The 14,533-nt window shown below is 58.4% G+C and carries 15 protein-coding genes; 13 read left to right on the top strand and 2 right to left on the bottom strand.

The window, feature by feature from the left end; translation table 11 throughout:
• The 13 genes from BN1800_RS28055 to BN1800_RS27995 all read left to right on the top strand — a co-directional run.
• Positions 1–798 (top strand): nucleotidyltransferase and HEPN domain-containing protein (locus BN1800_RS28055; protein ID WP_087002126.1); only part of this gene is annotated, 798 nt, incomplete at its 5' end.
• 197 nt (positions 799–995) lie between these two features.
• Positions 996–1,244 (top strand): hypothetical protein, encoded by a 249-nt coding sequence (locus BN1800_RS28050; protein WP_087002124.1) that lies wholly within the window; start codon positions 996–998, stop codon positions 1,242–1,244.
• 241 nt (positions 1,245–1,485) lie between these two features.
• A complete protein-coding gene (locus BN1800_RS28045; RefSeq protein WP_087002122.1) occupies positions 1,486–2,526 on the top strand; it encodes an ABC transporter substrate-binding protein in 1,041 nt (346 codons plus the stop codon).
• Positions 2,527–2,534: 8 nt separating this feature from the next.
• Positions 2,535–3,416 (top strand): ABC transporter permease, encoded by an 882-nt coding sequence (locus tag BN1800_RS28040; RefSeq protein ID WP_143534115.1) that lies wholly within the window; start codon positions 2,535–2,537, stop codon positions 3,414–3,416.
• Between the two features lie 15 nt (positions 3,417–3,431).
• Complete coding sequence (locus BN1800_RS28035; protein WP_087002120.1) at positions 3,432–4,235, top strand: ABC transporter permease; 804 nt, start codon at positions 3,432–3,434, stop codon at positions 4,233–4,235.
• Positions 4,232–5,329 (top strand): ABC transporter ATP-binding protein, encoded by a 1,098-nt coding sequence (locus BN1800_RS28030; RefSeq protein WP_087002118.1) that lies wholly within the window; start codon positions 4,232–4,234, stop codon positions 5,327–5,329. Before BN1800_RS28035 ends, BN1800_RS28030 begins: the two co-directional genes overlap by 4 nt.
• Positions 5,330–5,445: 116 nt before the next feature.
• Positions 5,446–6,315, top strand: coding sequence for a TauD/TfdA dioxygenase family protein (locus tag BN1800_RS28025; protein ID WP_087002116.1), 870 nt, complete (start codon positions 5,446–5,448; stop codon positions 6,313–6,315).
• A 34-nt stretch (positions 6,316–6,349) separates the two neighbouring features.
• A complete protein-coding gene (locus BN1800_RS28020; RefSeq protein WP_087002114.1) occupies positions 6,350–7,000 on the top strand; it encodes an RraA family protein in 651 nt (216 codons plus the stop codon).
• On the top strand, positions 6,997–7,941 hold the full coding sequence (locus tag BN1800_RS28015; RefSeq protein ID WP_087002111.1) for a carbon-nitrogen hydrolase family protein: 945 nt from the start codon (positions 6,997–6,999) through the stop codon (positions 7,939–7,941). Before BN1800_RS28020 ends, BN1800_RS28015 begins: the two co-directional genes overlap by 4 nt.
• A gap of 46 nt (positions 7,942–7,987) precedes the next feature.
• A complete protein-coding gene (locus tag BN1800_RS28010) occupies positions 7,988–8,860 on the top strand; it encodes an MmgE/PrpD family protein (RefSeq protein WP_087002110.1) in 873 nt (290 codons plus the stop codon).
• A complete protein-coding gene (locus BN1800_RS28005; protein ID WP_087002108.1) occupies positions 8,824–9,336 on the top strand; it encodes an MmgE/PrpD family protein in 513 nt (170 codons plus the stop codon). The genes BN1800_RS28010 and BN1800_RS28005 overlap by 37 nt, the downstream gene beginning before the upstream one ends.
• Before the next feature lie 475 nt (positions 9,337–9,811).
• A complete protein-coding gene (locus tag BN1800_RS28000) occupies positions 9,812–10,888 on the top strand; it encodes a hypothetical protein (RefSeq protein WP_087002106.1) in 1,077 nt (358 codons plus the stop codon).
• Positions 10,889–10,917: 29 nt separating this feature from the next.
• Positions 10,918–12,267: an MmgE/PrpD family protein gene (locus BN1800_RS27995; protein WP_087002104.1), complete on the top strand. Its 1,350-nt coding sequence runs from the start codon at positions 10,918–10,920 to the stop codon at positions 12,265–12,267.
• On the opposite strand, the gene BN1800_RS27990 is transcribed toward BN1800_RS27995, so the two are convergent.
• The gene (locus BN1800_RS27990; RefSeq protein ID WP_087002102.1) at positions 12,261–12,494 is read right to left on the bottom strand and encodes a hypothetical protein; all 234 of its coding nucleotides are present in this window, start codon (positions 12,492–12,494) and stop codon (positions 12,261–12,263) included. The two genes, BN1800_RS27995 and BN1800_RS27990, sit on opposite strands and share 7 nt — an antisense overlap.
• Positions 12,495–12,538: 44 nt before the next feature.
• Entirely contained in the window at positions 12,539–14,362 is a 1,824-nt protein-coding gene (locus BN1800_RS27985) for a HAMP domain-containing methyl-accepting chemotaxis protein (protein ID WP_087002100.1), read from the bottom strand.
• Positions 14,363–14,533: the final 171 nt, after the last annotated feature.

Genomic DNA, 14,533 nt, shown 5'->3' with positions numbered 1-14,533 from the left:
AAGAAGCGCGGCCGGATCTTAAAGATTCTGCTTTTCGGTTCGTATTGCCGCGGCACCTGGGTCGACGAGCCGCATACGATGAAGGGCTACCGCTCCGACTACGATATCCTCGTCATCGTCAATTCCAAACAACTGGCGGAACCGCAGTATTGGGAGAAAGCGACCGACCGGCTGATGTGGGACAAGCAGGTCAAAACCCCGGTCGGGCTGATCGTCCATGGCGCCAGAGAGGTGAACAACTTCCTGGCCGACGGCCAGTATTTCTTCGTCGACATCCTGCGCGAGGGCATCGTGCTCTACGAGCTCGACGACCGGCCGCTGGCCGAACCAAAGCCGCGTTCCAAAGCCGAGGCCTACCGGATTGCCAAGGAGCATTTTGAGAGTAGAGCATCTGCGTTCGTGCGGTTCCTGGATGCATCAGGATATTTGAGCCAAAAGGGCGGCCTTAAAGAGGCAGCGTTTCTCTTACACCAATCGATCGAACAAGCCTATGCTACCCTACTGCTTGTGCTAACCAACTACAGCCCACCATCGCACAATCTGAAATTTCTCCGGAGTCTGGCCGAAGATCAGGACCGCCGGCTGATCGAGGCATGGCCGCGTGACCAGCACCGCTATACTGCCTGGTACAACATCCTCAACGAATCTTATGTGAAGGCCCGATACTCGAAGCACTTCGAGATCACAGAGGAGGCGCTTGGCTGGCTGCTTGAACGGACCGAACACTTGCACCAGATTGTCGCGGCGATTTGTCAGGAGCGCCTGGCCGAACTGCAGCGGGCAAGCGGTGCCAACTGACCGCTGTGCCAATGGCGCGGCTTCCATAAACAAGAAGGACAAAGAAATTTTTACTTCACCTCAGGCGGGAAGTGATCTAAGATTCAACCTGGCCGACATGCAGGATGCATGTGCTTCCGGACGATGCGATTTTGATTTCGCTGTGAAACACGTCCGGCCACATTTTCCTTGCGCCGGGCTCTCACAGGAGAGTCTCTATGTCGAAGCTATTGGAACATAACCCAGACCCGTCATACGGGGCGGATATGCAGCATGACGTCGCGGTCGCGGCGGCCCTAGAACTCGCTATGGAATTCTACGGCTGCGATGCGGTCACCGCCGCGGCGAAGCGCGCCATCGAGGCCAGGGACCTCGATCGTGAAAGCCACTTCCGGTTCTGGGTGAATGTCTTCAAATCCCTGAAATCCCAACCGCACCTTATCGCGGAGATCTGCCGTTCGGGCTGATACGGCTGCATAGCCGTTTGATGCCAGCCGCACGAGGTCGGGGCGCTCGCTCTAACGGATTTACAGCGCACGCCTCGATGGTTCCAGCGTACACGGTCCGTCCGCGTTGCTGCGCTCCGTGCGGCCAGAAAGGTAACGCTATTGATATGAAATCAATATCAATACCCGTGAAACAATATTGGAAATTCCCCGATCGCCCAGCGCACTGTCGCCGGATCGACAACGAACAAAGGGAACAGCCATGAAATTGTCCATGCTCAGCGCAACTGCGCTTATATCGCTGGCGTCGGCCACATCCGGCAGCGCCGAAACGCTCGTCGTCAACAGCTACGGCGGCCCCTACGAAAAGATCATCCGCGAACGGATCATCGAACCCTTCGAGGCCAAGTTCGGCATTGACGTCATTTACGACGCGGTCGGGTCGGCGTCACAAGATTACGCAAAGATCAAGGCCACCGGCGGACGGCCCGGCTTCGACGTCGTCGTCATGACCGCCTCCCAGTCTCTCGATGGATGCAAGGAAGGCGTTTTGGAAAAATTCACGCCAGAGGCCGTTCCCAATCTTGCGCGTCTGTCGCCGGCAATTGCAGCCGTCGCCGGCCCCTGCGGTGCTGTTCACGAGGTGCAATATCTTTCGCTGCTCTACCGCAAGGACAAGCTGCCACAGGCGCCAGATTCCTGGTCCGTGCTTCTCGATGAACGCCTCAAAGGAAAGATCATCCTGCCGACCTTCCAGAACATCATGGCCGCCTATCTGACGGAGGTCCTCTCGGTCGCCAATGGCGGGGACCTGCTCGACAACGTCGAACCCGGCTTTGCCGCCATGGCAAAACTTGCCAAGCAATCGATCGGTTTTGAACAGTCCTCCTCGGTCATGGAAACCTACATCAAGGACGGCCAGGTCTGGGCCATGCCATTCTGGAACGGCCGAGCCCAGCTTCTGGCCGACAGTGGCCTGCCGGTCGACTACGTCCTGCCGAAGGAAGGGTCGATTCCTCTTGTCGCCACTTTGAATATACCCAAGCATGCCGAGAATCGGCAGGCGGCGCTCACGTTCGTGAACTTCTTTCTCGAAAAGACGAGCCAGGAGGCCTGGGTTACCGGTTACAAGGTCGGAAGCGCAAGGACCGATATCGATGTTCCCGCCGACATCCGCGCCAAGCAAATCACCACTGAAGCCGATCTGAAGGCGCTCCTCCTGCCCGATCTTGGGGCAGTCGCCACGCGGTTGTCAGCATGGGGCGAACGCTGGGAACGCGACGTCGTCGCCGCTGCCGAGTGAGGTGGATCATGGCGACGATTGCTTTTTTCCCTCCGCAAAGGCCCAAACGCATCGCCTTTCCCTTCAAGGCTTTTCTGCCGCTATCATTGCCGTTGATCGTGCTGCTCCTCTTCTTCGCAGTTCCGATGGGACTGATGCTCGGTCTCAGCGTTCAGAACCAGGAAACCGGCACCTTCACACTGGCGAGCTACGGTCGCTTCTTTAGCGACGAGCTTGTGCTTGCGGGCCTCGGACGCACCGTCTTGATGTCGGGACTGGTCGCCATTTGCGTGACCGTGCTCGCCTATCCCCTCGCCTACTACCTTGCACGCTCGACGTCACGCTGGCGAACGCTTGTCTTTGCTCTTGCCATTGCCCCTGAGCTCGCAGGTGTGGTGCTTCGGACCTATGGCTGGCTTGTCATTCTCGAAGACCGGGGCTTTATCAATTCAACATTGATTTTGACCGGGTTGATTTCCGAGCCCCTGTCTCTGTCGAGGAACCTGTTCGGCGTCGTGGTCGGGCTGACGCATGTGATCTTGCCATTTGGCGTCCTTTCGCTGCTCACGAGCCTCCAGGGCATCAATCCAAATCTGGAAAGATCGGCCCAGATTCTTGGCGCCTCGCGACTTGCAGTCATCCGCCATATCGTCCTGCCGCTCTCTGTGCCGGGAATTGTAAGCTCGCTCCTGATCGCCTTTACGATGGCGGCGAGCGCCTATGCCACCCCGGCCCTCCTCGGCGGTGCGGGTTTCAAGGTCATGGCCACGATGGTCTACGAGCAAGTGCTTTTTTACATCGACTGGTCTTTTGCGGCGGTCATGGCCAACGTCCTTCTCGCCATGATGCTGATTTCGGCTTTTGTCGGATCCCGGCTCGAATCCCGCGTTCAACAGAAACTTCACCTGTAGTCTCGGGAGGCTTCAATGAACCGACTGCTCACCATTCTGTTCAGGGTATCGCTGATTGCAATTCTTGCATTCATCACCGTGCCGCTGTTGGTCGTTGTTGCAGCGTCCTTCAGCCCTACATCGACAGTCACGTTCTGGCCGGGCGATTGGACATTTCAGTGGTACACGGCACTCCTGGAGAGCCGCTGGCTTGATCCCTTTCTGCTCAGCGCAGGGCTGGCGATCATCGTCAGTCTCGCAAGCGGCTTGCTGGGTGTCCTTGCAGCCTACAGCGTCGCCTACCAGAAATGTCCGGGCCACACCGCCATCATGTCGTTCCTGCTATCGCCGATGGCTGTGCCGCAGATCGTCAAGGGTGTGGCGATCGTTCTCTTCCTTTCGTCGGCTGGTCTTTACCAGCTGCTTGGCACGCCGGGGCTTGTCATGGCCCACATCGTCCTCACCATGCCATATGTGATGCGCATGGCGGCAACCGCGATGTTCAACTTCGACAAGAGGCTGGATCGGGCCGCCCGCATTCTTGGCGCGGGTCCGGTCCAACGGATCAGATATGTGCTTCTGCCGCTGATCCGCTCCGGCCTGTTCTCGGGCATGACCTTCGCCTTCATCATTTCGTTCAACAATATACCGCTGTCTGTCTTTCTCGTGAGACCCGGACAGACGACGCTCCCGATCGCCGTCATCAATCATCTCGAATACAGCCTGGACCCGGTGCTTGCGGCCGTGAATGTCGCATCACTCCTCTTCGTCCTCGGCACGATTATCCTTTTCGAAAAAATCGGCGGTTTCTCCGCGCATTTCCATGGGGGTAGCAAATGAGCAACAACGATATCGAGCTTCTTTCTGTCAGCAAGCAATTCGGCGCGAACCGCATCGTCGATAACATCAACCTCGCCGTTCCGAAGGGCAAGTTCGTCAGCATCCTCGGTCCCTCCGGATGCGGCAAGACAACGACGTTGAATATGATCGCCGGATTCGAAAGACCTTCGAGCGGAGAAATCCGCATCCGGGGTCGCAACCAGGCAGGCGTCCCACCGGAGGCTCGCAAGATCGGGCTCGTCTTCCAGAACTACGCGCTCTTCCCACACATGACGGTCGGGGAAAATGTTGGTTTTGGCCTCAAAATGCAGGGCAAACCACACGAAGACATCTCCGAGGAGGTCTCGCGTGCCCTGAAAAGCGTTCATCTCGAAGGCTTCGAAAGCCGCTATCCGAAAGAGCTGTCGGGCGGTCAGCAACAAAGGGTCGCCGTCGCCCGTGCCATTGCGCCATCCCCCTCTGTCCTGCTTCTCGATGAACCGCTTTCAAACCTCGATTTGAAGCTTCGCGAGGCGATGCGTGTCGAGTTGAAGGACATCCAGCAGGAACTCGGCATAACCTTCGTCTATGTCACGCATGATCAGGAAGAGGCCATGGTAATGTCCGACCAGATCATCGTTATGCAAGGTGGAGTCGTCGCGCAGGAAGGGTCGCCAGCGGACATTTACAATCAACCGAGAACGTCCTTTGTGGCGGACTTCATTGGCAAATCTAACATCCTGCCGGTTTCCGGCCTGGACGACACCACAACCGGTGGCGACTGCGTGCGCGTCTTTCTCGGAGAAGCAAACCTCCCGATCATCGCCGCTTGGCCGCAGAACCTCGCTCCGGACAAGGCCCGGTTCTGTTGCATAAGGCCCGAGGCAGTCAGGCTTGCAGATGCTGCAGGCGCCATGGATGGGCCTGTGAACCTCTTGCCGGCCACCGTCCAGAAGGTGGTCAATCTCGGCGCCTATCTGGAAGCCTGGTTGTCTGTGAATGATGAGACGACGTTAAAATCCATGATCCGCTCCACGCGCCTCGACATGCTTTCTGTTGGCAGTCGCGTTGAACTTGCCATTGCCAATTCCGCGGTCCAGCTGCTCGAGCACTAACGCGATTGATAACAATCCAATATCAATAATGACGAATTGATATTGGATTGCCCCTTGCAACCTTGGCTAGACTTCAGGAGATCCCACGTCCGGGATCTCCTGAAGGAGGCACAAGAATGCTCACCAGAACGAAGGTTTCCGCGGTTCAGAACTCCAGCAACGTCTGCGCCAACATCGTTGGGTTCGACTTCTCCAACTATCACGACAGAGAAATTGCGGCGATCCGGTCATACTGGCTGCAATACGGCGTTGTCCGCTTTCGCGCAGCCCATATCACCGATCAACAGCAGGCGGATTTCTCCCGTCACTTCGGCGACTTCGTCATCCATCCGAAGCAGTTGCAGGAAGGCGGACACCCGACGCACCCTGAGATCCTGGTCATCAGCAATGCGATGAAGGACGGCAAGCCAAGCGGCGCGCTCGGCAACAGCGAAGCAACCTGGCATACCGATACCTGGTTCTACGAACGTCCGCCGGCAGGAGCAATCCTCAGAGCGGTCGAAGTCCCTCCTTCCGGAGGCGATACATATTTTCTGTCGACCTACCGTGCTTACGAAACGCTTCCGGACGAATTGCGCAAGGCTATCGATGGACGCCAGATCTTCTTCCAGAACGTCTACGACAAAACGGGCAAACTGCGCCTTGGAAAATCCGAACCGAAGAGCGGCGATTTTCGCGAGTGGAGCGGTGTCGTCCATCCCCTGGTCCGGACCCACGGCGAGACGGGACGCAAGGCTCTCTACCTCGGCGGCACGTCCGAGGGATCCTGGATTGTCGGCATGCCACTCGACGAGAGTGCCGATCTGATCACAAAACTCTGGGAACACACGACCGGCAGTGCCGCCCAAGTCTTCGTCCAGAAATGGGAGGTGGGCGACATCATGATGTGGGACAACCGCTGCACGATGCATCAGCGCGACTCCTTCGATCCGAACACGATCCGCATCATGCATCGGACGACCACCGCCGGCGAACGTCCGATCTAAGGCACGATGATAGAGAAGATCGGAGTGTTGTCGAATGACTGAACCATACCGGATGAAAACACGGCCAAAGCTTATTCCGGAATCGTTGCGAACACTCCTGGAGGGTGTCGAAACCGCGACCATCGGCCATTTCGAATATGTCGGATTCGTGGGCGCAGGTGTCGCCCCCGTCTTTCCGGCGAGGGCAATTGGAACGGCCATCACGGTGGCCGCGCCAGGCCGCGATGGAACCGTCATCTACAAAGCCATTGATCTGCTCTCCCCGGGAGATGCTCTCGTCATCTCCCGGGTTGACCAGGATGATGTTGCCTGCGTCGGCGGCGGTGTCGTGGCAGCCGCCCGCGCGCGCGGAGCGGTGGCCGTCATCGTCGATGGTCCCTGCACGGACGTCGAAGAGATTAGGGCCAGCCTGTTTCCAGTCTGGTGCCGCGGCGTCTCATCCAAGACGACGAGCCGCCGGCATCAGATCGGCGGCGCGATCAACGTTCCAATTGCATGCGGTGGCGCAGCCGTTCTGCCGGGCTACGCCGTCCTGGCTGATAACGAGGGCGTCTTCGTTGCCGAGCCCTCGCATATGCGCCGCGTCGCTGACTTTGCGCTAAGACGACAACGGCATTCGCTTCAGCTGCGGCCCCATCTTGAGGCCGGCCATTCCATCTTCGATTTGGATCGGATCGTGTCATGAAAATTTCCCTCATCCAGATGAATTCCCAGTCCGACCGCGATCTCAACCTGCATTCAGCCATGATCCTGATGCACCAGGCAATCGAACGCGATAGACCGGACCTCATGGTGCTTCCTGAGCATTTTGACTGGTCCGGGGGGACTGCTGCGGAGAAGCTCGCGGCGGCCGACGACATGCCGGGCGGCAAGGCCTATCGGATGCTGCAGGAATTTGCCGCCCGAGAACAGATCTGGATTCACGGCGGCAGTCTGCTCGAAAGGATTGGAGGAAGTCCGAAGATATATAACACGACGGTGGTTTTCGACCCGAAGGGTCGGGAGGTCGGTCGCTACCGCAAGATCCATCTATTCGACATCGAAGCGCCGGACGGCAAGATCTATCGAGAATCGGAGACCGTGGCTCCCGGCGGAAAACTCTTCATCTACGAAGCGCACGGTTTCCGGATCGGCTGCGCCATCTGCTACGATCTTCGTTTCCCCCTGCTCTTCGATGCGCTTTCAAGTGCGGGTGTCGATGTCGTCATTCTACCCGCGGCCTTTACGCTGCAAACTGGCAAGGACCATTGGGAAGTACTTTGCCGTGCTCGCTCTATCGAGCTCCAGGCCTATTTCGTCGCCTGCGGCCAATGGGGCAGCTATATAGCAGCGAATGGAGAACGGCGTTTCACCTATGGCAATTCTCTTGTCTGCGATCCTTGGGGCCAAGTGATCGCCCGAGCGGTCGACCAGGTCGGCGTGCTTTCTACTCACATCGATCGCACCCGCGTGGCGGTGGTCCGGCAACTCATCCCGACCGCATCGCACAAGACGAGCTTCGAGGGATTGGCACGAGCGTCACTCGACTGCGGCATCGCCGACTCCTGCGGTTGTTCCTCCTGCACCGGCAGGCGGCACGATGGGGCTCCGGATTCTTGTAGTGGCGAGACGATGAGCCACCCCTAGACTTCGCTGTAGCCATCGTCCGTCCACCTCTGCTGGATATGAAACCATGTCTCCTTCAATAGCCAAAACGATCGGCGAATATATCGCCGCGGAATCCTTCTCGCGCCTCCCGCCGGAGGTCATCCACAAGAGCAGACTTTGCGTGCTGGATTCGATCGGCTGCCTGCTCGGCGCAATTAACCTGCCAGTCTCCCGGATGATGCAGAACTTCACTGGAGACCTGGCGGTCGGCCACGGTGTTGGGTTGCTGGATCCCGCAGTCGCGGCCTTTCGCACGGCGACCCTTATCAATGCACTCGACTTCGATGACATTTACGAGAAGGGCCATCCCGGCGCTACTGTCATCGCGGCCGCGCTGTCGATGGCCGCCCAGAGGCAGTGTTCGGGTGCAGACTTTCTTGAAGCAGTCATCGCCGGTTACGAGGTCAGCTGCCGTATAGGTATCTCGCTGCTTCATCGAACGTCCAGAAAGACACTGCATGGGCATGGGACATGGCAGGTATTCGGGGCAACTGCCGCGGCTGCGAAGCTGATGCGGCTTGACGCAGGACAAGCGGCGCAAGCAATCGCGATCGCCGCGGTCAATGCGCCAGTCGCCTCGGTCATGAAGACGGTCTACGGCAAAAAACCGTCAATGGCGAAAAACAACTTCGGAGCAGCCGCGCAGACGGGGGTCAATGCAGCGCGGCTCGCTGCTGCGGGCTTCGAGGGCCCACTGGATGTCTTCGAAGGTGAGACGGGGTTCTGGCGCATGGCCGGGGCCGACGAGTGCGATTTCGGCCGATTGACGCGTGCCTTCGGTTCGACCTACGAGATATTCAAGATCGGTTTCAAACACGGCTTATCCAGAGCAGCGTGCAGGCGTGCCGCGACGTCTTCACAATGGCGGGAATTGATGCTGCGGCCGGCGAGCACGTAAAGCTGGTTGTCACGGCACCTCCAATCATTTGCGAACCGCCATTCAGCACCGTGCGACCGAAAGACATGTGGGCGGCGCAGTTCAGCGCGCCGCATGCCATTGCGATGGCGGTCCTTGGCGTTGAACCCGGTCCAGATTGGTTCGCGGACAACTGGATGCGTCACGATATCGCTGGGCGTCTGCAGGACATCATCGAGTTTTTGCCTCGTTCCGCGCGCGACCTCACTCCCGAGCCGCATGCGGCAAGTGCGTCCTTGCGCTTGCAGGATGGACGAGTGTTCGAAAAGCATGTCCCGCTTTCTGAGGGGGAAGCTGCCAACCCAATGCAGGAGTCGGCTCTCGAAACAAAGGTCCGGCGGCTCGCAAGCTCAGCAGTTGGAGACAAAGCCACCTTTGAAATACTGGACAATTTGCAGAACCTAAAGAACGCCACGTCCGTTCAACCGTTGGTCCGCTTCGCCTCAGGAGCTGTTTAAGGAGCGTGGCCGCACACCGGGTGGAATCCATGTGCTTGTAGGTTGCTGGTCAGGCGACGCAATCGGTTTCGCCGATGCGGCTGAAAAGCGCACAGGTCTCTAGGCGTCAGAGGATTGGCCCGCAGCAACAAGCGCATCCTGCGAAGGAGGCCGGCTAACCGGCTTCTCTGAGAGCGAACGTGCCCTAGCGACGTCCACACTGCCTGACGTTACGACGCGCGTTAGGACAGGGATGGAATTTTCCTCTTTAAGCGCGGCCGAATTCAGATCTCCTCGGCGCTCCATTTTCTCCGCAACAACGAAGACCCGCAGGAATAAGAAAGTTTAATATTGTAACTTGGCGTGCCGTTCTTTCTCCACATGAGCATCCTTCGATAACGAAAACATATCCCGATCTTTCCTTTAACCGCTGCCACCGAGGTGCGAGATTCCCATAGCCCATTTGTTGGATGTGGGAGCCCGATGGAGGATAGCGATGGAGACCGTAGCCCGATATTTTTCGCATGCTGACATGGCATGTCTCGGCGTCAGCCTCAATGTGGATGATCTTCACAAGGCCGCCAAAGAGGCTTGGTCCGACATGCGTCTGGGACGGGCACACGGCTTGAAGTCCATCTTGTCCTTCAGTGAAGCAGACCTTTGGAAGCGACCCGAGTTTCAGCCCTATCGTAACGAACTCAAGGGTGAGCGATTGGGCTGGAAGCTCTCTGCGCTTTCCAGCGTCGGAGACCGATATGCTGCGGTCAAAGTCGTGGGCGCGAATGCAATAAACCGCCGCTTCGGCCGACCCCGTTCCGCCTCGACGATCATTCTCCTCGACAGCTTCACGCTGCGTCCCCTTTGCGTAATGGACGGGACTGAAATCTCCGCTGCGCGGACGGCAACTTATGCCTCAGTGACACTTGAACGCTTCTTCTCGATGGAACATGACATATCCGTGTTTCTATTCGGAGCGGGTCCGATTGCCGAGGAAATCGTCAAGGCGCTTGGCCACTTCGGAAAGGACATCATCTCGACGATCTACGTGCGCAGCCGATCGGGAGTTTCCGCGCAGCGGCTCGTCGAAAAATGTGGATCCACCGCCGGAGTTCCGCTTGAGGCCGTTCCGGACAACCGGAAGCTGCGCGACTGCCGCTTCGTAATCACCGCCTCCAATTCCAGCGCGCCGGTCTTCGCGCCGCCGGATATTTCCGCGAATTCCCTTCTTCTGCATCTTGGCGGAGATGAGACGCCCGCCGACCACATCCAAGCGGTTCTTCGATCAGGACTCGCAGTCTGCGACGACGTTTCCATGGTATCCCGGCCTAATTCGCAAAGCCTTGCGCTTTATTTCTCGCGGGCGGGTGCAACGTTGGAGCAACTGGGCCCTTTTCTCGGGGTCACGAACTTTAAAGACGTCGCCGACAGAGGGGACGTCTTGGACCGGCCGACCCTGATAACCTGCGTCGGTCTGCCGATGCTCGATCTCTACGTCGCTGCACATGTCTACGAAACCTGGCTCAGGCCCGGCGCTCGGGCAGCGCCACTGTCCAGCGCACCGGCCAGCACGTGAACGGAAATAGCGGGTGCGCGGAGCCAAAAATGTACACGACCCGGATCCTGGCGGATCATCTGATGACCTATCCGTCCGCCGCGTTGCCGGCCGAGGCGAGACAGAGCGCCCTTTGCTGCATTCTGGATGCGGTGACTGCCGTGGTCGCCGGAAGCGAGATCGGCGGTGCACAGGTGGCGCGCGAGATCGCCCGGCAGGAGTTTGGTGTCGGCCGTGCACCGATCTGGTTTACCGGTGAAAGCCTGGGGACGACGGCTGCAGCCTTCTGCAACGCCGCCGCGGCATCGGCGCTCGATTTCGACGACGGTCATCGCGCCGCGCGCGGCCATCCGGGTGCGGCCGTCATACCCGTTGCTTTGTCGGTGGCTTCTGAGACTGATGCGCCCGCCGACGACATCCTTGCCGCCGTCGCCCTCGGATACGAGGCTGCTATCCGTATTGCTGTCGCGCAGAAACCGGATGCCGTTAGGAGCCGGCAATCCGGTCGCTGGACAGGATATGGTGCCGTCGCCGCGGCCGGGCGTCTCTATGGAACCGGTCCGGCGGCACTTGCCCAGGCTCTTTCGATTGCCGGAGTGCTAGCCCCGAACCAGGAGGCAAACGGCAGCTCGGGTTACGCGAAATGCACTGGAAACGATGTCAAGGAAGGCATCCCGTGGAGCGTGGTAACCGGGCTCCTCGCATTGCAGCTCGCTGAGCAGGGATTTACAGGCCCGCTGGATCTGCTCGATCACCATTCGCATTTCGATCCGTTGGTCATCGCTGCAGGCTTCGATCAACCGATGGAAATCTCGAATGTCTATTTCAAACCGTACTCCTGCTGCCGCTACATCCATCCTGCTCTCGACGCCTTTGCTTCCGTCTGCCGCCGTATCGACTTAACTCCCGAGAAGGTCGTTTCGGTAGATGTGCATACGTTCCAGTGGGCTCTCCGGCTTGCCAATTCTGTCTCTCCGGCAACCGTGACCGATATCCAGTACAGCCTGCCCTATTGCATCGCCATTGCCGCCATCGATGGAATTGCAGCGCTTGCGCCGATTGGCGAAGCCCAACTCGCCAGGCCAGACCTATGCGACTTCGCCCGAAAGGTCCGTCTTTTCGTCGACCACGAGATCGACGGACGCTTTCCGGCCGAAACGCTCGCATATTTGAGCCTGCACACTAGTGATGGTGCGACAGTGACCTCTGACGTCACCGCGCCACGCGGCGACAAGGCGCGACCGATGGATTGGGGTCAACTTGTCGAGAAGTTTTGTGCGGCGACCCGGAAAAAACTCTTTCCCAAGACGCAGCGCACTATCCTGAGCGGGCTGTCGGCAATGAACAGAGGAGACGCCGCTCCTTTCCTTCAGTGCCTGCGCATGCCGTTAATTCAGTGAAATCGTTCGCGCCAGCGGTCGGCCGTGCCACCAGCGGCGCGGAAAATGTCCTTGTCCCATTGGCCGGTCAGCGTATCGTCCCCCGGCGTACCATTCACCCAGCTTGTGTTTGGCTCGTGATGGAGAGTGAGCGACGTGCCATCGGCAAACTCGATCTTCTCAAGGCCCCCAGCCCTCGCTCGCGGTATAGTACTGCTCGTCGAGGGTAATCGTGTCCCCGGTGCCATTGCCATAGATTTCCGATGTGGTTGCTCTACTGACAAGTGCTGCGTCAGGCGGACTTTCGGAATGTATGCGCGTGCTGTTCCGTTCCGCTACCCACGTTGAACCGAAGAACCAGATCGCGGAGCGTGGTACTTTCTTTCGCTAGCGATGCGGATGCGGCACTCGCCTCCTCCACCATGGCGGCATTCTGCTGGGTCGTGTTGTCGAGGCTGTTGACAGCAGTGTTGATCTCCGCAAGGCCGACCGCCTGCTCGCGTGCCGACACGGCAATCGCATCGACGTGTTGGTTCATCGCCACCACGAGTTCACCAATCTGCTTCAAGGCCTCTCCAGTCTTCGAGACGAGATCGACGCCTGTCGCCACTTCGCCGGTCGATGTTCGGATGAGTGCCTTGATTTCCTTGGCTGCCTGCGCCGAGCGTTGCGCCAGTTCGCGCACCTCTTGGGCCACGACCGCGAAACCCTTGCCTGCCTCGCCGGCGCGGGCGGCTTCCACACCTGCGTTCAGCGCGAGCAGATTGGTCTGAAAGGCGATCTCGTCGATGACGCCGATAATGCTCGATATCTGGTTGGAGGATTGCTCAATGCGGCCCATCGCCTGCACCGCTTGGCTGACGATCTCGCCGGACGTCTTGGCGCTCGTATTGGCCTGAGTTGCGACCCTGCGTGCCTCCTCTGCGCGTTTGGAAGACGATGCGACGTTTGCAGTGATCTCATCCAGCGCCGCAGCTGTCTGTTCCAAGGCGGCCGCCTGCTGTTCCGTCCGCTTTGCGAGGTCATTGGCGCTGTGCGCGATCTCGGTCGATCCACTGTCGATTCCGGCCGTGGAACCTGCCACTCTGCTGAGTGCGCTGCGGAGCTGGGCGACGGCGCTATTGAAATCGTCTCTGAGCGCCTCGAAATCGGCAGCGAACCGTTCACTGATCTTGACCGTGAGATCGCCTTCAGCCAGCCTCTTCAAACTGTCAGCCAATCCTTTCGTCGCCTGGGCCATGGCTGTAGCTCGCTCACGGTCTATTTGCTCTTGCCGCTGGCGGTCACTTTCTTGAAGCACTCGGCTTGCCTCAATTTCCTGATCAGCTCTGATCTTCGCCAATGCGGTCTGCCTGAAAACTTCGACTGCGCTGGCCATGGAACCGATTTCGTCCGTTCGGCGCGCAAACGGTATGGGCGAGTCCGTCTCGCCCGCAGCAAGGCCGGTCATCGAAGTCGTGATCGTCTTGATCGGACGAGATATGTGCACCGCAACATAGGCAATCGCGCCGGTGACGATCGCCACCACCAGGGCCATCAGCAGCCAAGTGCTCCATAGGATCGTCGCATAGGTGCGTGTGCTGCTATCATAGGAGGCATTCGAGCCGTTCACATTGATATCCAGCAGTTCGCTCGCACTCTTTTCGGCTTTTTGAACGATCGGCTCCATGTCCTTGTAGAAGATGACCTTGGCTGCATCGTTATCGTTCTTTCGGGATTTTTCGAGCATCGGCTCTGCCGCGTTAGCGTAGTCGCCCGCCTGTTTGCCGATCAGCTCCAGCAACTCCTTTTCGCGAGGTGAGGATATCAGCGGCCGGTAGGCTTCTATCGCTTTTCCGAGCTGCTCCCATCGCGCTGTGACCTGCTCCTCCGCCGTGGCGATCGCTTCATCGCTGATGGACATGATGTGATTGGCATAAGCGAACTTCATCTTTTGAAGCTCGAACTGGATCATTCGAACGACCGACACGCTTGGAAGCCAGTTCTTCGCGATATCGGTCGTGTTCTGATTAACCTGCCGCACGCTGCCCAGGGCGAACAAGGCGAAAGCGAGGAAAATAATGGCAAACGCCAGATTGATACTGGTCAGGGAAGTTCGGACGGTAGGCCTGCGCATGTGTTCTCACCTCGTAAGAAAATGTAGTCAGGCCAGGTCGCTAGACTCAGCTTCTGCGTAAGCTTTTTGTGATTTTTAGAGGTTACTATTTAAGTAAGCATGAACTACTTGGCGATTGGCATGTGCTGGAATGGTAGCTCACGTTCGAAAGGCAGCTTCAGACAGATCGAT

Origin of the sequence: Rhizobium sullae (assembly GCF_900169785.1) — a bacterium.
GTDB classification, from domain to species: Bacteria; Pseudomonadota; Alphaproteobacteria; order Rhizobiales; family Rhizobiaceae; genus Rhizobium; species Rhizobium sullae.
This window is presented reverse-complemented; position numbering and strand designations above follow the sequence as displayed.

Coding starts and splice junctions, on each gene's coding strand:
- BN1800_RS28000 (WP_087002106.1), top strand. CDS start 9,812: ATGGAGACCGTAGCCCGATATTTTTCGCATGCTGACATGGCATGTCTC.
- BN1800_RS28005 (WP_087002108.1), top strand. CDS start 8,824: ATGGCGGGAATTGATGCTGCGGCCGGCGAGCACGTAAAGCTGGTTGTC.
- BN1800_RS28045 (WP_087002122.1), top strand. CDS start 1,486: ATGAAATTGTCCATGCTCAGCGCAACTGCGCTTATATCGCTGGCGTCG.
- BN1800_RS28015 (WP_087002111.1), top strand. CDS start 6,997: ATGAAAATTTCCCTCATCCAGATGAATTCCCAGTCCGACCGCGATCTC.
- BN1800_RS28050 (WP_087002124.1), top strand. CDS start 996: ATGTCGAAGCTATTGGAACATAACCCAGACCCGTCATACGGGGCGGAT.
- BN1800_RS28020 (WP_087002114.1), top strand. CDS start 6,350: ATGACTGAACCATACCGGATGAAAACACGGCCAAAGCTTATTCCGGAA.
- BN1800_RS28035 (WP_087002120.1), top strand. CDS start 3,432: ATGAACCGACTGCTCACCATTCTGTTCAGGGTATCGCTGATTGCAATT.
- BN1800_RS27985 (WP_087002100.1), bottom strand. CDS start 14,362: ATGCGCAGGCCTACCGTCCGAACTTCCCTGACCAGTATCAATCTGGCG.
- BN1800_RS28010 (WP_087002110.1), top strand. CDS start 7,988: ATGTCTCCTTCAATAGCCAAAACGATCGGCGAATATATCGCCGCGGAA.
- BN1800_RS27990 (WP_087002102.1), bottom strand. CDS start 12,494: ATGGCACCGGGGACACGATTACCCTCGACGAGCAGTACTATACCGCGA.
- BN1800_RS28030 (WP_087002118.1), top strand. CDS start 4,232: ATGAGCAACAACGATATCGAGCTTCTTTCTGTCAGCAAGCAATTCGGC.
- BN1800_RS27995 (WP_087002104.1), top strand. CDS start 10,918: ATGTACACGACCCGGATCCTGGCGGATCATCTGATGACCTATCCGTCC.
- BN1800_RS28025 (WP_087002116.1), top strand. CDS start 5,446: ATGCTCACCAGAACGAAGGTTTCCGCGGTTCAGAACTCCAGCAACGTC.
- BN1800_RS28040 (WP_143534115.1), top strand. CDS start 2,535: ATGGCGACGATTGCTTTTTTCCCTCCGCAAAGGCCCAAACGCATCGCC.